Here is a 20,993-nt window from a genome sequence, read left to right as displayed (position 1 = left end):
TTAATTTTCTTAAAGCATGTTTAAGTTTAAGACACCTCTAAAAATGAATAGGTTCATAGTTTTAATGGTTCGCTAATACGCACAAGGGTTTGCAAAGCTTTGGAAAGGATAAACTTTTTCGCAATTTTACGGTTCTGTTTTTTAATCAGTTTTAAATCCTCTTTTCGACTCAACAGTGCATCTATCTTAAAAGGTAAGCTTGCATCACTTGGGTCACTCATGGTTGCAAAAACATCCACCACTTCACAAGAAGAACTATTAGCTGTGGTAAATACGGCCGACTTATAATACATTGCTTTTAAAATATCAGTTGAAAAAGCGGTATTGTGTGTCGGCAATACAAATATATCAGATACAGCAAACAGCAAATCCATGTTATGAAAATCCTCATATAAAATAAGCGTATCGTCAAAATTGTATTTAGAGATTTGAAACTTCAATGCCGTGATTTGTTGTTTGTCTGAAGCAATGATCACTCTGAAATTTCGAGCTTGCAGGCTCATAATCGTTTGAATAAACTCTTTGACTCCGGCTGTTTTTAGGTTGCTGGCTGTAAAGAGAATAAGCCGTGTCTTTTTAGGAAGTTGTAACTCTTGTAAAAAGGCTTTTTTAGCCTCTTTTATATCAATCTCTTGTGGTTCAAAGGTAGGATAAATGACTTCAACGCTCTGTTCATCTAACTCGTTAAGTATTTGAAGCAGTTTGGCTTTGCTTCTTTGTGAATTAACGATGGTAGCATGCGCATGTAAAATGGCATGCGTACTTTTTTTATCCAGTGCACCTTGATGAAAATAAAGTTGTGCTTGCTCTTTGGAACCTAAGCCAATTTTGTTCATCAATGAAGTTTGTGCAACTTTTTCATACTCTGGCATTTCAAGTAAGGCATCCGTGATCGTACTTGGGGTTTTAAAATCAATGGTTATGGACATCATACTTCTCCTAAGGCTTCTAAGACATCTTGTGCAGTGATGAGTTTCATACACTCATGATGTTTCAAAGGACAGACTCGCTTCATACAAGGAGCACACTCTAAGTTTTTTGTTACGATATGTTCATTGGGATTATTCCACGCATTGGTCTCTTTAAATCGTGTGGGACCAAAGATCGCTGCTGTTTTCACTTTATACGCAGCTGCTACGTGCATAGGCCCGGAATCATTGGTAATAAACAGCGATAAGCCTGCAATTTTTTCAATGAGTTCAGGGATGGTGGTTTGTCCTGCAAAGTTTTGATAATTCGTAATGTGATGTGCCACCAACTCTTTTTCAATATCTTGTGCAATATTCACTTCCCCTGGACCTCCAAAAATAGCGATGTTGTATCTGTCTGAAAGTGCAATAGCTACTTTAGCAAATTCTTTGGGATACCATCGTTTCGCACTTCCATAAGTGGCTCCTGGATTAATTCCCAATGTGGGTTTTTCATACTTAAAAGGAGTAAAGCAAAGTTTTAAATCGCCCTCTTTGTTGTTTAAATGCAAAGCATGATTCACGAACTCATTATAACGTTGTACTTGGTGAATCTCCTCTTTGGTTAAACGTCGATAGTTTGCCTTTTTTTTCGCTTTGATAAAAAACATCATAAATCGTGAAGAGAAACTTCTTCTAAAGGAAATAGCCAAATCGACTTCCCCTACTTCTTGTGCAATGTTCATTAAGCCAACATAACGATTCTTCTGTTGTTTGCTGTTATCAATGATCACTCTTTTGACATTTGGAAAGTTTCCTAAAGCTTGTGTAGAGACATAAGAACCCAACATGGTAATCTGGGCATTAGGATATGTTTGAATAATATTCTCAATGGCAGGTGTTGTCATAATTGCATCACCCAACCAAGTAGGTATCTCTATAAAAATTGTTTTAACCATGCTTTTGTACCATCTCTTTATATGCGTAAAATTGTGGGAGTTTGATGAGTTTTCCCTCTCGATTATCCACCAAACCATAACCAGGAGCTATGAGTTGGTGCCAGTAAACACGTGAGACTCTGCCTGTTTGTGCAGCGATTTCATGATACTCTTTCATGTATTGCGTATAGGCTTCACAACTCACACACTCATGCTCACTTGTGGGTGCATACGGTGCTGTGTTTGACAAAGGCCAGTTTACTTCAGTGATATAGAGTTCGTCACTTGCACACTTGGAAGAAAGTCTTACCATCGAATACATCAACTCTATTTTCTTTTGTGTATCAAAAAAACCGTACTGTGTATTTTTTGGACCACCTCTTCTATCAACGTATAACAGTGTACTTACTTTATCAAAAACTACATTAAAGCCATTAAAAAGGGCTCGTGCTGTGTAGTAGTACTCAAAGTCAATCATACTTGGACCTATGAGTTTGATATGTGGGAATGTTTTCTTTAACTCTTGGGCAACCAAATAGAAGTTCAGATACTCTTTCACACTGAAAAATCCCCATTTGGCTCGATTGATGGTGGTACCAATTTGATACTCACAAACAAGTCCATCAAAGGTTTTAAAAACTGTTTCTAAATCTTTTTTCAATAACGAAAAGTCTTCAATATGCTCTCTGTCTTGCATGATATTTATCAGAACACTTTTAGAACTTTTTTCAAAAAAACTCTCTACAAACGTTTTATACTCATCAGCTCTTTCCATCTCCCACAAAGGAAGCCTGATAATAAGATGTTTCACACCCAACTCTTCAATGAGTGCTTGCTGTTCATTGCCTTTGTCTAAATTGACACCCAAACCAAAAAATGAGTTGTCAATCGTTGATTGCTTAGAAAAAAACTTCATGAAAAGTGTCGCTACTGGAAGGATGAACAAAGAAGTAAGAAGCAGTTTTACATAATCCAACCACTGTTTTTTACGCATGCTTTTTTTATAATTTTTATCTTTAATCACATGCGGTTGGTCAGAGAATTTATCCCAAAAAAATGGAGCACTGTTCATCTATAACCTTGTAAAGGGTCGTTCACCCAATTGAGCTCGTTTCACATCTTTTTCATACATACGCATGAACTTTGTCCACTGCCGTTTGATTTTGTATTTGGTATAACTTTTAAAGTTTCGATACATCCAAAACTTAAATCCCATACGTTTAGAACCCAACCCATCTACAATAAGAAGTCGGTATTCCCCTTTTTGTATCTCTTGACAATAGAGATTCGTTAAACTCGTGTCCACAAACAAAATCAACTCTTGTTCCAAATAGGCTTTTAATTGCATAATCAATGCTTTTTGTTGGGTCAAATCTAACTTTTTATATGCCACCATATAACGAAATGATTTTGAAGGCTCCCCGTTATAATCCAAGGCTCTGTCAAACACTAAGCCTTGTCCCAAACTCGTTTGTACATAACCATAACAATCAGTCACATAAGTCAAATTGGCATTGCGTTTTTTTAAGTAGTTCATATAGATATACTCTAACTGGTTTTGGTTGTTATGAGTGGGCGTTGAACTGTATAGAACTTTGATGACTTTTGTTGCATCTTCAGGGTGTAAATAGCAGGCACGCTCACCTCCTTTTGCAATCAAAAGTTGCTCATCCAACTCTATTTTTGACATGACAACTCCTGAGTTTTCATCACATCTGCTATACGTCCAGAGTATAAAAGTACACGTTTACAATGCTCTAAATCAAGCCCTGTGTTAATATACGTATACACCACAGAAGGTTTTTCTAAATAGATTTTAAAATTAAATCGTCGATACCGTTTAATATCTCGTTTACTCAACTCATCTTTTCTGCTTAATATCACTTTGGGTTTGGCATCTAAGTGAATATTCCAATAAACTTGTGGGATGTATCGTAAAAGATTTCTCCAGTTATTTCGCAAAACTGTTTTCTTCTGCATAAAAGAGATGTTTTCAAGCAAGTAATCATTAAAAAAACGGTCCACGAAGACTATTTTTTTCCTATATTTTGCATTGAACATTAAAAACGGATAATAGAACAATCCCGCTAGAAAAACAAGAAAAAAGTGAATGTCATCGTGTTGATCTTTTTGTGGTCGATGTCCCATTTTTCGTTTGAGTTTATACTTATTAATGGGATACATCACATTATAAATAAACGAACGTCGAACAATCTTTTTAAAGCGTTTGTACATAATAGGTTCATCCATATGAGTGAATGAGCTTTGCAGTAACGTCGTCTTTCCCACACCATCTGGGCCAATAACAGGAGAAATTCGATTCTTCTTTAACTTTTCAACCTGTTTTGAATAGAGCATCTTCTCTTCAGCAGTAATATCTTCAGGCATTTTTGTGTAGACATTATACGTTAGAGGCACCTCAAACCCTTGCTCAAAAAGATTGATTTTTGTAAGATAGGCTTCATCTTTTATGAGTGTCATGCAGTGACTGTTTTTGGTGCAAGTCTTAAAAAGAATTTTCAAAAATTGATTCATATTTTCATTGTCAATAAAATAGGTGTGATCATCAAGATGTCGTGCAAGTAAACCTTTTGTATTGGCTTTGTCTAAAATCAGTTCAAAGAGCTCTTTACTTTGCATCTAAAACCTTTTTTAAGCATGACTCTATTTCACCGTAAAGTTCTTTGCTATAGTTTTGAGGAATCATAAAGTTATTTTGATTGCTTTCCTCACTTACAGTACCCCATCGTTTTGCACTGGCAAATAACGAGTCTCCAAAAAATGAGAGCGTTTTAGTATTGACTGCCCCTGCAAGATGCATAGGACCTGTTGAAGTACTGACAAACAAAGCAGATGCACTTAGATATTTGGTAAACTCTACTAAAGACATCTTTGAATCTAAAAGCTTGGCTTCAAAATCAATACGGTTTTGAATATACTCTTTTGATGCCCCATCATCTGGACCAAAAGTAAAGACAACTTCATAAGTTGTCTTATCCACACTTCGAGCCAATGCAATATAATCATCTAAGCGTAAATTTCCATCACTGCTTCCACCAAAACCAGGATGAAATACCACTCGATTTGTTTTCTCTTCAACAAAATTTAATAAAGGCTTCGTAAATGTTAATTGTAAATTGGGGAAAAGCTTTAGCCCTAAATCTAAATTATACTCCCACTCTCTTTTTTTTACTTGACTTCGTCGTTGCTTTACACGTTTATTAAAAAAGAGTTGTGCAATTTTAGTTGCAGGTGCCACTCGCTTTTTAATCCGACTTCCAAAAAGAAGTTTTCCAACTGCAGTATCAATATAAGCACTGATGCTGGCATCAAACTCTTTGCTTTTAATAAGCTCTTTGGTTTGTGCTAAGTTGTTTTTATCAAACAAAATAACATCATCGATAAAATCAATGTTTTGTGCAAACTCAAAATTCACTTTGCTTACAAGTGCTGTGAGTTTCGTTTGGGGGTATTGCTCTTTGATGGCTTTAAACAGAGGCAGAGTAACAACAAAGTCCCCTATTTTGTCATGTCGAGTGATAAGCAAATTCATTACTTCTTACCTCTGATTTTTCGTTTAAACTCCACAAAACCTTTGAGCTTCTCATCGCACTCTTTAAGTATAGAAATGGCTTTGTCTTCAGGGGTGTTTGAAAGTCGTGCATACTCTTTTGCAATCAATAACAGACTCTCTTCATCTAACCACAATTTTGCAAAGTTATCTAAGCCCTCTTCGACGCTCATTGGTTTAAACTGCATACGATTGATATCTACCACACTGAAACTGTAATCGCTGCCGTTTTTAACCACCAAAATATTACCTGCAGAGTAATCTTTGTGAAAAACCTCTTTTTGATGTAAATCATACGTAAAAGCAACAAATTCTTTAAGGATAAGCTCTCGGTCTGGAAAGTTTAAATCTCGTAAAGGCTCACGAATAGTAAACTCATAGTCTAGCTTTTCACTGATAAAAAAACTCTCTTTAAACAGTCCCATTTTATAAAACTCTATATATCCAATAGGCGTAGGTGTTTGGATATTTAACTCTCTTAGCTTTACTGCATTTTGATATGATTTCTTGGCTTTTGAGTCTCGAAAATAGGCGTATACAACTTGATTGATTTTATTAGGAATCTTAAACGCTTTTACGACTGTTTGTACACCTTCAAACTCAATGACTTTAAGTTCATTTCGTGCTTTATGAATGGTGTGTGAGTTCTCTTTGAAATACTCTTTAATATTTAATAAAAATGATTTAAACTTTTCGTGTGAATGATTGAGTTGGTATTTAATATTCAATATTATCCTTTTTATAACTATAAAAACATTTATTTTACCAAAACATTATATATGTTATGATTAAAGTCATTTGTTTATTAATATTTAAATAGTTTTTAACTATGATATTCCCTTTAATTTCTCATACATTTAAGGTATCAAATGAATCAAATATTCTCAAAACTTCTATACAATCTATTTTTAGCATTTTGTATTACAATTTTATTTGTTATGATTGAACAAAGCTATCGTATGTATAATGATATTTTAATGTTTAACCTAACCCTACGAAGTTTTTTCGAACAATTTATGATTCACCTTTTTATTATATCCATTGTCAGTCGACGTGCTGTTTTGATTGTATATTTTATACTTGCTCTTTTAGTCTGGTTTCAATTAGCCCACTTTGCCTATTTTGGAACATGGATTTTTCCATTAGAATACTATCTGTTCTTTACAAAATTTCAAGAAACATATGACACTTTTAGAACCGTTCTTACTATAGCAATTGTTCCAACAGTACTGTTTATTTTATTAATTCTATCTATTCATTTTTTATTGAAAAAAAGACATGATGACAATCGTTTAAAAGTCAAGTTTTTATCTCTTTTTCTGATTGCATTTATTATATTTGTACCATTAAGAGTCTATGTAAAAGACTCCAAAAAGGGTCACCGTCCAAATGTAGAGTATTATCCTATTAAAAACAGTATCGTAAATTTAGGATACCTCTTTGGAAATATCTTACCTAAAAAAATTTCTGGACACAGTGGTTTAGAACAACCTATTACGCCTACTCCTGAACTTTTAGTTAAAACGCCTAATATTAATGTTGTAATGATTATGGGAGAATCGTTAAATCGGAACTTTATGTCATTATATGGATACAACGTAAAAACTACACCCTTTCTTGACTCTTTAAAAGATAATGAACATTTTATTTATAAACAAGGAATTGCATCTGGAGTTGTAACTGATGTTGCGGTACCAAGTTTTTTTAACATTATTAAAAGACCTGATGGTGTTCCTCAAATCATTTCAACCAACACTTGCCTTTTCAAAATGGCAAAAAACAATGGTTTTCAAACCTATTTTTACAGTTCACAAGCACAAGATCAATTAGCTCAACTGAAAAGTTATATGTGCACAAAATGGATTGATAATTATAAAGATGGTACAACGGTCACTCACAGTATAGATACTCCTGCATTGGATCAATTTTTAATTGATCAAATTGATACCATTGATTTTAGTAAACCCACTTTCCTAGCTTTACAACAGCGTGCTTCTCATACACCATTTATAGATACCTTTCCAAAAGAGTTTGAACTCTTTACAAAACAGAACAATGAAGAAAGTGTTCTTCAAAATACAATCGATTATCAAAACTCCATTCATTACACCGATTATATTCTTTCACAATTGATTAAAAAAATAGAAGATAAAACAGATCGTCCTACCTATTTTATATTCACTTCTGACCATGCATCCAATGTGGGAGACCCAAATAGAAATGGTCATGGACGATTGGATTATGATGCCATTTATCAAGTACCATTTTTTGTCTATGGTATTAACAATGCAAAAAGTATTAAAAAGAAGTTTTCAGAGTTTCCTTATATTTCACACTATCAAATGGGAAATGTGGTCAGTCATCTTTTAGGTTATAAAGAAGCTTATAATCACTTTAACAAAAAAGAGGATTATTTTGTATGTGATTCAGATATATCTGGACTTTCAGGGATACTTAAACTCTCTTTTGATGAAGAAAACAAACAAATTCCAACACTGATTAAATAAAACTATTTTAATATAGTAGCTACAATCTTAATATAGGCTTCTTTTGAAAAGTTTTGTTTAAAGAGTTCATAGGCACTGCTTGAACACTCTAATAACTTTTGTTTATCTGCAATAGCTTCTATGATTACATCTGCAATCTCTTTAGGGTTTGAGCCACAAAAATAGATATCTTTTTTATCTGTGAAGAACTCAACAAGTGCTTGCGTGGGTTGAGAAACAACCGGAATATTCATAGAAACAGCTTCAACTGCTTTATTTACCATGACTACTTTTGCTTTCTTACTGTCACCAAAATTACCAAAAGCAATATCGCATCGTTGCAATAAAAATCGTTCAAGCGACTTATCAGAGAAACTCTTGTTGTTATCTATAAATACATGCTGATTTAATTCAAGCTCATCAATCATTTTTTGGTAAGATTCTGCTTTTTTATCACTTGTTCCAAATAAAAAGAGTTCGAAGTTAACATTTTCTTTCTTAAGAAAGTGTGCTGCTTCAATTATTTTACTTAATCCATGTAAAGGAATATAACTTCCCCACCAACATAATGTTACTTTCTTTGTTTGTTCATGAACAAAAGGTAAACTTGCTTTCTCTTTTGTCTCTGTTACTAAGGGAATTGTATAGGTTTGTGCAGTTATTTCTTTTCTGTTTATCACTTCTGAATAATAAGCTTGTTCTGATTTATTTAAAAAAATAATATCCGTGCTGTAATCTACAAGATATTGATCCATTTTTAAAAGTTGTTTTGCTTTTGGACTCTTTTCATTCACTCTTTGTTTGTCATTGACATAGGTGTCATATTGTGAAATATAGAACTCATAAACAATTTTTTTATTACATTTATGTGCAAATTGAATTTCGAATAAAGAGATTTTTCCCATTGGTAAAATATATACGATATCGGACATCACAAGATGCCAAAAACGATTTAATGTATGCATTAAACGTAATGGCAAAAAAAGTGCCTTTTTAAGAAGATTTTTTCCCATTACTTTAAAGTAGTGAGAATCTTCATAGAAAAAAGAGTATTGTGGTGATGAAGCAATATAATCAAGCAAAATTCGAGCTCGACTCGAACCTCTTAAGCTTCCAACGATATAGACTCTTTTTTCTTTTTTCATCAGTTTATAGCCTCTTTAATTTTTTTAATCATGTAATTAATAGCTTCTTCACTCATTCCTGGATAAACACCAATCCAAAAACTGTCATTCATGATTTTATCTGTATTAGTTAAATCACCCACCACTTTGTAATCAACATTTTCTTTCATGGTATCAAACATTGGATGACGCAACATATTACCTGCAAATAAGTTTCGTGTTTGTATGTTATTGCTCTCTAAGAACTCAACAACTTCATTGCGTGTACAGCTTGCATTGTCATTTAATGTAATCATAAATCCAAACCAGCTTGGATCTGATTCAGGTTGCGCTTCAACCAATTTAATAGATTCAATTTCTTTTAGCCCATCATACAGCTTTTTATAGTTTACTTTTCTTTTTTCTACAAAGGAAGGGAATTTCTCAAGTTGTGCAACACCAACTGCGGCTTGCATATCAGAAACTTTTAAATTAAATCCAAAATGTGAATAGACATATTTGTGGTCATACCCTTTTGGTAAACTTCCAAATTGTTGTGTAAACCGTTTTCCACACGTATTATCAACACCACTTTCACACCAACAATCTCTTCCCCAATCACGTAAACTGAGCATAATTTTTTTAAGCAATGGATTATCTGTATAGGTTGCTCCACCCTCACCCATAGTCATATGGTGCGGTGGGTAAAAAGAGCTTGTACCAATATCACCCCATGTCCCAGTAGGTCTGCCTTTGTACATTGAGCCCAACGCATCACAGTTATCTTCTATTAACCATAAGTTGTGTTTATCACAAAAAGATTTTACTGCTTCAATATTAAAAGGGTTTCCTAAGGTATGTGCAATCATTACAGCTTTTGTTTTTGATGAGAGTGCTTTTTCCAATTCATTGGTATCAATATTAAAATAATCCAATTCCATATCAACAAAAACAGGAACAGCCCCATATTGAACTATTGGGGCTACTGTTGTAGGGAATCCAGCTGCAACAGTAATCACCTCATCACCTCTTTTAATCTGTCTGTCTTCCAATAAAGGTGAAGTCAATGTATAAAAAGCCAATAGATTTGCACTGCTTCCTGAATTGACTAAAAAAGACCAACGAACATTCAAGTATTCACTCAGCTTTTTTTCAAACTTTTTAGAATAGTCTCCATATGTAAGCCAAAAATCAAGTGAACTGTCAACAAGATTACACATCTCTTTCTCATCAAACACTCTTCCTGCATAATTAACTCTTGAAGTTCCTTCAACAAAAGTTTCATTCTGTTTTGTTTTGTGAACTAATTCATAATACTCTTTTGTTTTATTCAGTATATCTTGTTTGAGTTCTTCAGCTTTTGTCATAAAATATTTTCTCCTACTGTTTTTTGTATTGCTGTTTTTAAATCAAATTGTGGTTTCCATGTTGGAACCACTTCACCCTTATTAAAAGGTTGCATCACCTCTCTGTCTCGGTAAGGTCTTCCACCCCATTTAATCTGAAGTTTACTGTTTGTCGCTTCTTCAAAAATTAAAGACAACTCTTTTAATGTCATCTTCTCACTGTTCGTGACTACAAATGAACGTTCATTAAAACTCTTTTGATTATCTGACATAAGATGTTCAATTAAAAGTAAATAAGCTCTTACAACATCCTCTATATACGAAATATCAATAATTTGTTCACCTTCAGACATCTCTAAGAGTTCACCCGTTTTTGCAATTTTTGCCCACAAGTTAAAGACTTTGTTACGAGTGTCATTGGGTCCAAAAGTATCATTGAGCTTAATGGTTGTAAAAATCATGTTGCTGGTTTGGCTATAATATTTTGCCATCACCTCAAAAGCCTCTTTTGAAGCAGCATATAAATTTACGGGATTATATGTTTGGTTTTCAAAATGTTGCCAAAATGTACCGGTATTAATAAACCATTGAACATTGGACTTCACAGATGCTTCTAAAAGCTTTACACCAAATGTAATATTTGAATCAACCAAATTCTCAATATCTTTATCTTGATGGACGGCTAAAAAGAGTGATGCTAAATGTATCACTCCTGTAAAATGCTCTTGTTTAAAATAGTTTTGTAAACACTCTATTTCTCCACTGTGTCGATAAATTTTAACAGAACTGTTCAATACCGACACATCACTGTTTGCTCTTACAATACAGTGAACTTCATGGTCTAAATCAACCAATGCATCAATCAAGTTTTGACCAATGAAACCAGTAGCTCCTGTAACTAGAATTTTCACATTTGACCTTTACTAAAAGGGGTTTCAAACTCGCCAAATGATTTAAAAGCCAAATCACGTTGCGAACATTGTGGATTCTCACACTCCCAATCAAAACCAAAAGAGTCATAAAGTATACCTTCATCGTTATTTGGAGCATACCCTGTTGTTTGCATATAGGTTACATTGGTGTTATCTTCTAAAGATTTAAATCCGTGTGCTAATCCTTTTGGGATAATCAACACTTTTGCATTTTCACAGGAGAGCTCTGTACTGAAATACTCACCATAGGTTTTTGACTCTTTTCGAATATCTAAAACCACATCCAAAATTTTTCCATAAGGGACATAAACCACTTTTACATGGTCATACGGAGGAGTTTGAAAATGCATTCCTCTTATGACATCTTTATGGGAAATAGAGAAATACGTCTCTTTGAACTCTAAATCCAATCCATTTTGTTTAAAAAAGTCTTGATTAAAAGTTTTAACAAACTTGCCTCGAGTATCTTCAAATACTCTGGGTTCTAATATTTTTAATCCCTCTATTGGAGTATCTACAATCTTCATTATATTGCCCATTCAAGGTTTTTATTTTTTGCATCTTCTACATATTTTTCTAAATCAGATGATGTGTTAAGAGTCTGGCTTTCATAATAAGCTTTATACCATGTGACTGTTTTTTCAAACGTAGTTTGACTCTCCCACACATCTTTCCACTTTAAGAGAATGTGCGCTTTTGAGCAATCCAATTTAAGTAAATTAGCTTCATGAGGTTGATTACTTTTTTGTTCTATTTCATAATCAATACTGCTCCAATGTTTTTTAACATTCTTAACAACCTCTTCTACTGTGATGCTTCCTTCATCGCTTGGCCCAAAATTCCAAGCTTCTGCAAACTCTTTTTTCTCTTCTAAAAGTTTTTGTCCCACATGTAAATAGCCACTGAGTGGTTCTAAAACATGTTGCCAAGGTCGTGTTGCTAAGGGATTACGAATAGAGACTTTTTTTCCTTGAGAAACAGACAACATGATATCTGTCATTAATCTATCTTGTGCCCAATCTCCACCACCAATCACATTTCCTGCTCGACAACTGGCCAATAAAGTGTGATGGCTCTTTTTATAAGTTTCTAAATTAAAGTAAGAACTTCGATATGAATTGACAAGAATATCAGCACACCCTTTTGATGAACTGTAAGGATCATACCCCCCTAAAGGATCATTCTCTCTGTATCCCCAAATCCACTCTTTGTTCTCATACGCTTTATCACTGGTAATATTTACAATCGCTTTGACCTGGTGTTTTCTACAAGCTTCAAGAACCTTCAGTGTACCCATGACATTCGTTTCATAAGTCTCAACAGGATTCTCATACGACAGACGTACCAAAGGTTGTGCTGCTAAGTGAAATACCGCTTCAGGTTTATATGTTGCAAAAACTTCATCCAGTTTTTGTGTATCACGAATATCAGCAATAACAGATACGATATCTAAGTCTAAAAGAGAGATGTGATTAGGGGTTGTGGGTGCTTCCAAAGAGTAACCAATCACTTTTGCACCCATTTTATTCAACCAATAACAAAGCCAACTTCCTTTAAAACCAGTATGCCCTGTAACTAAAATTGTCTTATTGTTATAGATTCCAGAGAATAAGTTTTTCATTAAGGCCATACTTTCCAAGGTGCTTTTTTGGTTTCCCACATCTTTTGCAGTTGCTGTTTGTCTCGTAATGTGTCCATTGGTTTCCAGAAACCTTCATGCTTGAAGGTAAAAATTTCACCTTCACGTGCAAGGTTCATCAGTGGTGCTTGTTCAAAGATGGTGCCATCACCTTCTGTGATATAATCAAATACTTTTGGCTCACAGACAAAGAAACCAGCATTGATCCATCCACCATCACCTTTTGGTTTCTCTTTAAACTCTAATACTTGATTATTATCGTCAATTTCAAGTGCACCAAATCGTCCATCAGGTTGAGCAGACGTCATTGTCATCGCTTTTCCATGAGATTTATGAAACTTTACTAAATCACTGATATTAATATCACTGACACCATCACCGTATGTCAACATGAAAGGTTCATCCCCTACAAAATCTTGTGCTCGCTTAACTCTTCCACCTGTCATACTGTCAATACCAGTATCTAACAACGTTATTTTCCAAGGTTCACTTGAATTGTTTAAGATTTCCATTTTACCTGTACTCATATCTAAAGTCACATCACTTTGATGTAAAAAATAGTTTGCAAAATACTCTTTGATATAGTAACCTTTATAGCCAAGAAGTACTACAAACTCATTAAAACCATACGTTGAGTAGATTTTCATAATATGCCATAAAATTGGTTTTCCACCAATTTCAACCATCGGTTTCGGTCTGATATCTGTCTCTTCACTTAAACGAGTACCCAATCCCCCAGCTAATAATAAAACTTTCATATATTTCCTTCTCTCATTGTTATTAATATTTTAGTAAATATTTCCTTACAAACTTCATCCATCTTCGATTGATTCGACGACGGGCAAAATAGGGAATTTTATTGGGCAGTGTAAAATGTGATACATCACCCAACCCATCAATTAAAACCAAATCACAATCACTTTCGCTGTTCTTACGAAGGAGAATATTTTTTGGCATCATCCCATAGTTAAAAATAATGCTGTTTTTGACAAAATACTCTCGATACTCTTCAAGCTCTTTTTGATACGCTTTAACACCATCTTTTTCTAAATAGTATGCAAATGTTTTAGAAACCTCTCCATCGTAATCTCGTACCAACTCAACCACAAATCCTTTGCCTTTATTGGTCTCTACTTCTCCAAAATACTCAGGCAGATGTTTCCAATCATTCATACCACGTTTAATCAATTCTTGATAGTATTTGGTCTCCAGTTGGGTCTGTTTACTGATTTTACGATTATTCCCTTCATAGGTTATTTTAATCGCTTTATTTCTATCTTCAGGGTGAACATAACAGGCTCGTTCATTCCCTTTGCCTACAAAATCTTCATCTTTTAATATCAACACACTGCATCCTATAATTGTTTAAATATATCTTTGAGTTTCTCAAACTGAACACTGTTATCAAACATGGTGTCCGCTTTTTGTTTCCCTGCAAATGCCAACTTCTCTTTCAAATCTTCATTGTTATAAAGTTGCTCAATTTTAGTTGCTAAATCTGCTGCATTGCCACTTTCAAAAAGTAATCCCGACTTTTCATCATCAATGATTTCTAGTACACCACCTGAATTTGCTCCAATAACTGCTGTACCACACTTCATCGCTTCAATCGTAACCAAACCAAAGGTTTCATTACGAGAAGTCATCAACACCACATCACACGCTTGCATAAACTTTTGAGGCTCTTTTGTAAACCCTACAAACGTGATTTGCTCTTCCAACTCATTTTCATGTACGTGTTGTTTGAGTTTTTCAAGATAGGTTTCACTCATCGCATGACCAACGATATAGGCTTTAACATTAAGCTGTTTGGCTTTAAGTATTTTCAGTGCTTCAATCAAGAGGTGTTGACCTTTAAACTCATTTATTCGACCAATCAAACCAATCATAAACGCATCACCTACATTTAACTCCTCTTTAAAAGCCGTTATCTCTTGATTGCTGAGCATTTTCATGCTGTTTGCACCCAGATACAAAGTCTGTGTTTTAGGGCAAATCTCTTGAGGAACAAACGCTTGTATTTGTTGTTCTACTTGTTTCGTCACGCACAAAATGGTATCGATATGTCGATATAAAAACTTATGGTAAAAATCATTTTTAAACCGCGTCATGGTCATGTGTCGTGTTTGCACAATTTTAGGTTTTCGTTTTGAAAAGAGTTTGGCAAAGACCACAATAGGAATATCTTTTGTCCAATGTAAATGGATGATGTCAATACCCTTTTTATCAATAATTTTGGCCAATTTCATAGAAGCAACAATAGAAAAACTGCTCTTTCTTTTCAGTTGTTCATACTCTAAATCGGTATTGTGAAAATAGTCCAAAAGTTTAGAGCGAGATGCAATGACACTGGTCACGTTAAAAGTAGCCAAGAGTTCTTTGGCACAACGGCTCATATAGAGCTCCAATCCACCTAAGTCAGGGGAAAGACACACTTCTAAAATGTGTTTATTGTTGCTCATTTTGTTGCATCTCCAACATCACTGCGTATTTCATGTATGAACTGAATGCCGAAATGACTGCCACATTCCATCCATTAATACCATGAAATGCACCCCCTTTTAAAATCAAGGTTTTAAATAAAGCGCCAATACCATGAATAATAGGGTCAAATTTGTTGGCTCGTTTACCATCTTCATATGCCAACACTGCTCCACGTTTGATAAACTTTTCAGTGGTACGAATCATATGCACATAGTTTTCATATGAGAAATGCAACATATCAGCTTCTAAATCAAATACATTCTCTGTCTCTACTTTTGCATGCCCTTTCGCGGTAGAGTAAGCGCACTTTTGTCGGTTATACAGACGTGTTACACGGTCTGGATACCACAGCTTTATAAAGTTTTTTCCAACATATGTTTTTCGTGCAAAAGAGAAAGCGTCATAAGGAGTATTATCTAAATCTAGTTGTTTGATTGCTTTTATTGCATTGGTATCAAGTCGTTCATCTGCATCAATGCTTAAAACCCAATCGTTCTTTGCAAATGGAGCTCCAAATGCTTTTTGTGGACCATCTCCCAAATAGGCTTGATGTATCACTTTCGCACCCAAACGCTCAGCAATCTCACATGTTTTATCAGAACTCAATGAATCCACTACTAAAACTTCATCACACACAGTCTGTACTGATTTGATGACCTCTTCAATATTGTTCTCTTCATTGAGTGTTATAATATTAGCCGTTATGTTCAAAATAAAAATACCTTTAAATATAATAAGCCAATATTATATAATAAGTTTAATTTAAATACGATATAATCAGCTTTTTTAAAGGGATTGAATGAAACAAAACACAGCTATAATTTGCTTATCACCCGTTAATGGTGGTATGGAATTGGCTTCAGTGAAACTGGCAAGAATTTTAAGCAGTGATGTAAACACCTTTTTTATTGGAAAAAAAGATGGCTTTATTGCATCACGAAAAGAGCATTTTGAAAACCATCCTATCACTCCATTTTATGCTGACTTTTCAAGTAACTTTAGTTTCTCTCTTATCAAACAAGTTCGTACTATTCTCATACAAAACAAGATAAAAAACATCATCTTCTTAGGTGCATCAGAGATGAAATCTCTCTATTTTGCTACACTGGGATTGGACATTAACTTTATTATCAGACAAGGGTCAAAAAAGACCACTTCTAAAAAAGATTTTTTACACAAACTTTTTTACAGCAATGTGAAAACATACGTTGGCAATTGCGACTACATGAAACAAAATATCATCGATATTTTACCCATTGCAAACAGTGCAAAAGTTACTCGGATTTACTCCTCTTTAAAACTGCAAGAAGAGGTTGACTTTAAAGCCTATACAAAACATCTTGACTTAATTCATGTGGGACGAGTTCACCCTGGGAAAGGACAGTTTGAAGCTATAAAAGCGTGTGAGATTTTAACACAAAACAGTATTCCTTTTACGCTGAAGTTCTTAGGAGACATCCAAGATAAAAACTACTTAGAAACAATGCAAAACTATCTGGATGATTCAGATATAAAACAAAATGTTGAGTTTGTGGGGTACACCACCAAAGTCAAAGAGTATTTACAACAAAGTGATGTTTTTATATTCCCTAGCTTAGGAGAAGGGATGAGTAATGCCATCATTGAAGCGTTGGGATTTGGACTCATTCCAATTATTTACAATGACACCTCATCACCTGAGTTTAAAACCTTGGGGTTTCATATTCATTTAACCCATGAAAATACGGTTCAAGAGTTGCAAAAAGAGCTTTTAAGTGTCGCTCAAAACCTTGAGAGTGAGAAAAAAATGGCACAAGAAAATCACGAAAAAGCGCTAAAAATATTTGCGCCAGAACGTGAAAAAAATGAGTATTTGGAACTACTCGTTTAATAACTCTAAAAAGTAGAGGTTAAACTCATACTTTTTAGGCAATGAGTTTTCAAATCGATTCCAAAGCCGTAGAATCTTTTTACGTGTAAAATAGTCAATATATTTTGTAAATGGCAAATAGTCATTGTTCAATACACCATCAATCAAAACCAATCTTGCTTCATGTTCACTGACTTTTTGATAGAGCATGTTCTTTGTATTTAAATCTTTTACGACCACCAACTCTTTTAATGTGTACTCTTTTAACTCTTTGAGTAACGGAATGGGATTAATAATACTCTTAGTCAACTCATCACTTTGCAAATAGTATGAGAGTGTTTTAGAGACTTCACCGTCAAAATCTTTGATTAAATCAAAGACTTCCCCTCGACCTTTTGTTGTTTCAATACTGCCATGATATGAAGAGATGTGTTCCCAAGAGATATTTCTTTGCATCAAGTATCTGTAATACTTTATCTCTTTTATCATCTCTGAAAAATCATTTGAGTGAGTGACCTTTATACATAAATCACTCTTTTGAGGATAGGCATAACAGGTACGATTTGTTCCTTTACCAATAGCCGTTAAGTTATCTAAATCAATCATCTGTTTGATTCAATATACTCAAGAATTTTTTGAGCTCTTGCTTGCCATGTATGATACTTCAAGAACTTTTCATACGCATTGATTGCCAGTTGTTCTCTTTTATCTTTATCATTCATCAAAGTATGAACAGCCTCTTCCCACTGCTGTAAGTTTGAACTCTCTACAAGCATAGCGCACTCATCATTCAACGCTTCATAGACCACTTTAAAGTTTGAACAGACAATCGCTTTTTTTGAAGACATATACTCAAACAGTTTAATAGGAGACATATATCTACTTGAACGATTTCCCTCTTCATCACTTTGATACGGTGCCAATAAAATATCGCACATATTTCTGTATTTATAAGTCTCTTTAGGTTCAACAAAACCATAGAAAATCAGATTGTCTAAGCTTACTTGACTCTTCCAAAACTCTAAATCTTTATCTTTCCCACCAATGATATGAAAATCAGCACTTGGGATACGTTTTGCTAATTCAATGATGATATCAATACCTCTACCTTTAAATAGGCTTCCTACATATCCTATATGAACTCTGTTTGTATCTAATGTCATGCCTTCAGGTATTTTTTCATCGGCAATGGGATTCGTACCATTATTCGCTGCTAAAATTGAATCCATTGAGAGTTCACATCGAGTGTGGTACATCTTTCTTAGCTCATTGGAGTTCACAACCAACTTGGCACTTTTTCTATTTGCATTCATAAACTTAGTAAAGAAGAAATCATTGAAACCTTCCCCATCATACGGTTCATGCTTTTCAAACAAAGTAAAGTAACCACTTTTTTGAGTTAAATAAAATGCAAACATATCATCTCGTCCATAGACAATATCAGGGTTTATCTTTTTAACTTCACTCAGACATCGTAAAGAGTAGATACGTTTTTTAAGATACTTGATATTGGGTGAAAAGAGTTTTTTTAACTCAAAATTTTTTTCTACACCATAATATTCAAAAATATCAGTGATGTCTTTTTCTTCAAGCTTTTTTGTCCAAGGAGCCAATAAGGTAACTTCATGACCCAACGAAGCAAATGCATTGCACATCTTCATCACATGGATACTATTTGCTGTTCGTGATGGAATAATAGAGCGTGATATATAAACTATTTTCATTTACTTCCTTTTTGTTCTTTGTGATACGTATCGATCAGATATTGAGTAATCGCTAAATTGGCTTTATAGAAATTCAAAAGCTCACTCTTTGTTTGTGTTTCTAAACTTTGCAATTGCTCAATTTGGTTCTCATGATTCACAATCATAGAGCCATTAAACCCATAATGTTTTTTTGAGGCATCAAACAAATTGCTCCCTACAGAAATATATTCTTGATTATCTAAAGCCATGTTATACAATGTTGGAAAAATATCTTTGTGAGAACCCGCCACTTCTGTATTAATCTGTAATTTCTTTTTCAAAGACTCTGGAATATAAAAATACAATGGAATATTTTTGGAGTTTAACAACTCATTGTCATCATATTTCATAATCCCATCAATGGTATTGTTATCTGCAGTAATAGCAATGATGGTGTTCTCTTTATAAGGGGATGCTTTAAACCTGTCTAAAAATGCCCCCACTTGATCCACGGCATACGCATATGAAGCAAAACGTTGTTGTGCCAACTCAAAGTCACCTACTAAATGGTGTTTGATATTTTCATTAAAGACCAATGATTTTCTTTCATAATCATTGGGTACATTATACGGAGGATGATTATTGGTACTTAAAGCCACAATAAACTGTTTCTTATCGCTTTTTAACTTATTAAAGATGTGTTCATATAAATACTCATCAAAAATTCCCCACGGGTGAAAGTACTCCTCTTTGGATTTTGTTTTATTCGTTAGGTGTTCGTAAATATTGATTTTACCTTCAATATTTTGATACCCTTGATACTTCACAAAAGAGCCTAAGTTTCTCCATGTCAAATCTCCACCATACACAAATGTACTCTCATACCCAGCATCATTAAATAAAAAGGCAGGTGAATAGGTAAATGAAGTCTGTTTATAAATAGATTGTGAGAAAGCAAATGACTTTGGACGTTGCGGTATGTTTAAAAGAAGCGATTGCAAACTTGAAATGGTACCATCACCTGCTGAGATAAAGTTAGTTAACAGTGTGTCCTCATCAAAATGCTTTTTTAATCGACCCAAGATGTTAAACTCATCACTTTGATATTTTAAAATAGGCATACCAAAACTCTCTACCATGATGACAATAACGTTATACTCTTTATCATCGACTTTTTGAGTGGTATGTGTAATGTTACTTAACAGATTCTCTTTATTGATTGGTTGTGGTGCACTGTAAAACTCAAATGCTTTTTCAATATTGTGATGAAAGCCTGTGGCCTCAATCAAATCATACTTTCTTTTTAAATACTCTTTTCGTATTCCATACGCTGTGGTAAATGCTCTGAAACCATTGTGTGAGATTTTATTGATAAACTCATTGGTCGATACGTTTGGAATCATTTTTCCTAAAGGGTACATTCCTACAGTACCTCGTACTGCTAAAAAGTTCAGTACAAAAATCGAAGCAAAAACTAAAAAAGAGATTTTGAGTCCAAAAAAACTTTGAATGATACGATTGTTACTTTTAAATATTTTTCGAACCACGGCAAATATCAATACTACATATAAAACAAAGAGTGAGAGTATCAATACCACCGGATAATTTTGCCAGAAAGTAATCATCAAGGCATGGGTGTCATCATCAAACAGACCAAAGAAAATAATATTAATATGGTCTTTAAAGTAGGAATAAAAGCCAAAATCAGCCGTTAAAAAGAGACTCACTGCCACATAACAAACAAACAGATACAGCACAAAAAGTTGATTAAAAAATTGCAGTAAACGCTCTTTTTTAATGTAATAAAGTGCAATTAAAAGCAGTGTAGGTATGACTTGAATATACCCAACCACGGTTAAATCCAGACGAAATCCTAAGATAAAAGCCTGGATAACATCACTTGTATACTCTGAAATATTTTCTAAAGGGTTATAATACCAAACAAAAACGGCTCGAAACAGCGACATAATAACTAAAAAGAAAAGATGCGCATACATCAACTTTTTAAAGCTGTTCAGAATCAAACTCATCATTGTATTGTGCTGTTTCATT

21 protein-coding genes are annotated in these 20,993 nt (G+C 34.1%); 2 read left to right on the top strand and 19 right to left on the bottom strand.

Going from position 1 to position 20,993, the window contains the following annotated elements; translation table 11 throughout:
• Nucleotides 1-53: 53 nt before the first annotated feature.
• From CRV04_RS10815 to CRV04_RS10785, 7 genes are read right to left on the bottom strand one after another with little or no spacing between them, the layout of a single operon-like run.
• Entirely contained in the window at nt 54-932 is an 879-nt protein-coding gene (locus CRV04_RS10815) for a glycosyltransferase (protein ID WP_128996864.1), read from the bottom strand.
• Nucleotides 929-1,867 carry a glycosyltransferase family 9 protein gene (locus CRV04_RS10810; RefSeq protein WP_128996863.1) on the bottom strand — a complete coding sequence of 313 codons (939 nt, stop codon included), beginning with the start codon at nt 1,865-1,867 and terminating at the stop codon, nt 929-931. The genes CRV04_RS10815 and CRV04_RS10810 overlap by 4 nt, the downstream gene beginning before the upstream one ends.
• On the bottom strand, nt 1,860-2,918 hold the full coding sequence (locus tag CRV04_RS10805) for a hypothetical protein (protein WP_128996862.1): 1,059 nt from the start codon (nt 2,916-2,918) through the stop codon (nt 1,860-1,862). Before CRV04_RS10805 ends, CRV04_RS10810 begins: the two co-directional genes overlap by 8 nt.
• The gene (locus CRV04_RS10800) at nt 2,919-3,536 is read right to left on the bottom strand and encodes a YrbL family protein (protein WP_128996861.1); all 618 of its coding nucleotides are present in this window, start codon (nt 3,534-3,536) and stop codon (nt 2,919-2,921) included.
• Nucleotides 3,524-4,486 (bottom strand): P-loop NTPase family protein, encoded by a 963-nt coding sequence (locus tag CRV04_RS10795; protein ID WP_128996860.1) that lies wholly within the window; start codon nt 4,484-4,486, stop codon nt 3,524-3,526. The genes CRV04_RS10800 and CRV04_RS10795 overlap by 13 nt, the downstream gene beginning before the upstream one ends.
• Nucleotides 4,476-5,399 carry a glycosyltransferase family 9 protein gene (locus CRV04_RS10790; RefSeq protein ID WP_128996859.1) on the bottom strand — a complete coding sequence of 308 codons (924 nt, stop codon included), beginning with the start codon at nt 5,397-5,399 and terminating at the stop codon, nt 4,476-4,478. Before CRV04_RS10790 ends, CRV04_RS10795 begins: the two co-directional genes overlap by 11 nt.
• The gene (locus tag CRV04_RS10785) at nt 5,399-6,145 is read right to left on the bottom strand and encodes a lipopolysaccharide kinase InaA family protein (protein WP_128996858.1); all 747 of its coding nucleotides are present in this window, start codon (nt 6,143-6,145) and stop codon (nt 5,399-5,401) included. Before CRV04_RS10785 ends, CRV04_RS10790 begins: the two co-directional genes overlap by 1 nt.
• A gap of 141 nt (nt 6,146-6,286) precedes the next feature.
• Between CRV04_RS10785 and CRV04_RS10780 the strand changes: the two genes are divergently transcribed.
• A complete protein-coding gene (locus CRV04_RS10780) occupies nt 6,287-7,924 on the top strand; it encodes a phosphoethanolamine transferase (RefSeq protein ID WP_128996857.1) in 1,638 nt (545 codons plus the stop codon).
• A gap of 2 nt (nt 7,925-7,926) precedes the next feature.
• Here CRV04_RS10780 and CRV04_RS10775 read toward each other — a convergent pair whose 3' ends face one another.
• From CRV04_RS10775 to CRV04_RS10735, 9 genes are read right to left on the bottom strand one after another with little or no spacing between them, the layout of a single operon-like run.
• Complete coding sequence (locus CRV04_RS10775) at nt 7,927-9,048, bottom strand: glycosyltransferase (protein WP_128996856.1); 1,122 nt, start codon at nt 9,046-9,048, stop codon at nt 7,927-7,929.
• The gene (rfbH, locus tag CRV04_RS10770; RefSeq protein WP_128996855.1) at nt 9,048-10,373 is read right to left on the bottom strand and encodes a lipopolysaccharide biosynthesis protein RfbH; all 1,326 of its coding nucleotides are present in this window, start codon (nt 10,371-10,373) and stop codon (nt 9,048-9,050) included. The genes CRV04_RS10775 and rfbH overlap by 1 nt, the downstream gene beginning before the upstream one ends.
• A complete protein-coding gene (locus tag CRV04_RS10765) occupies nt 10,370-11,263 on the bottom strand; it encodes an NAD-dependent epimerase/dehydratase family protein (RefSeq protein ID WP_128996854.1) in 894 nt (297 codons plus the stop codon). Before CRV04_RS10765 ends, rfbH begins: the two co-directional genes overlap by 4 nt.
• Complete coding sequence (gene rfbC / locus CRV04_RS10760; protein WP_128996853.1) at nt 11,260-11,811, bottom strand: dTDP-4-dehydrorhamnose 3,5-epimerase; 552 nt, start codon at nt 11,809-11,811, stop codon at nt 11,260-11,262. Before rfbC ends, CRV04_RS10765 begins: the two co-directional genes overlap by 4 nt.
• On the bottom strand, nt 11,811-12,905 hold the full coding sequence (gene rfbG / locus CRV04_RS10755) for a CDP-glucose 4,6-dehydratase (protein WP_128996852.1): 1,095 nt from the start codon (nt 12,903-12,905) through the stop codon (nt 11,811-11,813). The genes rfbC and rfbG overlap by 1 nt, the downstream gene beginning before the upstream one ends.
• Nucleotides 12,905-13,681, bottom strand: coding sequence for a glucose-1-phosphate cytidylyltransferase (rfbF, locus tag CRV04_RS10750; RefSeq protein ID WP_128996851.1), 777 nt, complete (start codon nt 13,679-13,681; stop codon nt 12,905-12,907). The genes rfbG and rfbF overlap by 1 nt, the downstream gene beginning before the upstream one ends.
• Before the next feature lie 22 nt (nt 13,682-13,703).
• Nucleotides 13,704-14,270 (bottom strand): YrbL family protein, encoded by a 567-nt coding sequence (locus tag CRV04_RS10745; protein ID WP_128996850.1) that lies wholly within the window; start codon nt 14,268-14,270, stop codon nt 13,704-13,706.
• An 8-nt stretch (nt 14,271-14,278) separates the two neighbouring features.
• Nucleotides 14,279-15,385 carry a glycosyltransferase family 4 protein gene (locus CRV04_RS10740; RefSeq protein ID WP_128996849.1) on the bottom strand — a complete coding sequence of 369 codons (1,107 nt, stop codon included), beginning with the start codon at nt 15,383-15,385 and terminating at the stop codon, nt 14,279-14,281.
• Entirely contained in the window at nt 15,372-16,118 is a 747-nt protein-coding gene (locus CRV04_RS10735) for a glycosyltransferase family 2 protein (protein ID WP_128996848.1), read from the bottom strand. Before CRV04_RS10735 ends, CRV04_RS10740 begins: the two co-directional genes overlap by 14 nt.
• A gap of 88 nt (nt 16,119-16,206) precedes the next feature.
• On the opposite strand from CRV04_RS10735, the gene CRV04_RS10730 reads away from it, so the two are divergent.
• Nucleotides 16,207-17,277 carry a glycosyltransferase gene (locus CRV04_RS10730; protein ID WP_128996847.1) on the top strand — a complete coding sequence of 357 codons (1,071 nt, stop codon included), beginning with the start codon at nt 16,207-16,209 and terminating at the stop codon, nt 17,275-17,277.
• Here the strand turns inward: CRV04_RS10730 and CRV04_RS10725 are convergent.
• The 3 genes from CRV04_RS10725 to CRV04_RS10715 are packed head-to-tail and all read right to left on the bottom strand — an operon-like array spanning nt 17,266 to nt 20,992.
• Nucleotides 17,266-17,862 carry a YrbL family protein gene (locus CRV04_RS10725; protein ID WP_128996846.1) on the bottom strand — a complete coding sequence of 199 codons (597 nt, stop codon included), beginning with the start codon at nt 17,860-17,862 and terminating at the stop codon, nt 17,266-17,268. The two genes, CRV04_RS10730 and CRV04_RS10725, sit on opposite strands and share 12 nt — an antisense overlap.
• Entirely contained in the window at nt 17,859-18,980 is a 1,122-nt protein-coding gene (locus CRV04_RS10720; RefSeq protein WP_128996845.1) for a glycosyltransferase family 4 protein, read from the bottom strand. The genes CRV04_RS10725 and CRV04_RS10720 overlap by 4 nt, the downstream gene beginning before the upstream one ends.
• Nucleotides 18,977-20,992 (bottom strand): LTA synthase family protein, encoded by a 2,016-nt coding sequence (locus CRV04_RS10715; protein ID WP_228126541.1) that lies wholly within the window; start codon nt 20,990-20,992, stop codon nt 18,977-18,979. The genes CRV04_RS10720 and CRV04_RS10715 overlap by 4 nt, the downstream gene beginning before the upstream one ends.
• Nucleotide 20,993: the final 1 nt, after the last annotated feature.

The sequence above is a fragment of the Candidatus Marinarcus aquaticus genome (assembly GCF_004116335.1).
GTDB classification, from domain to species: domain Bacteria; phylum Campylobacterota; class Campylobacteria; order Campylobacterales; family Arcobacteraceae; genus Marinarcus; species Marinarcus aquaticus.
Note: the sequence above shows the minus strand (reverse complement) of the source record. Positions and strands in the feature narration are given on the sequence as shown.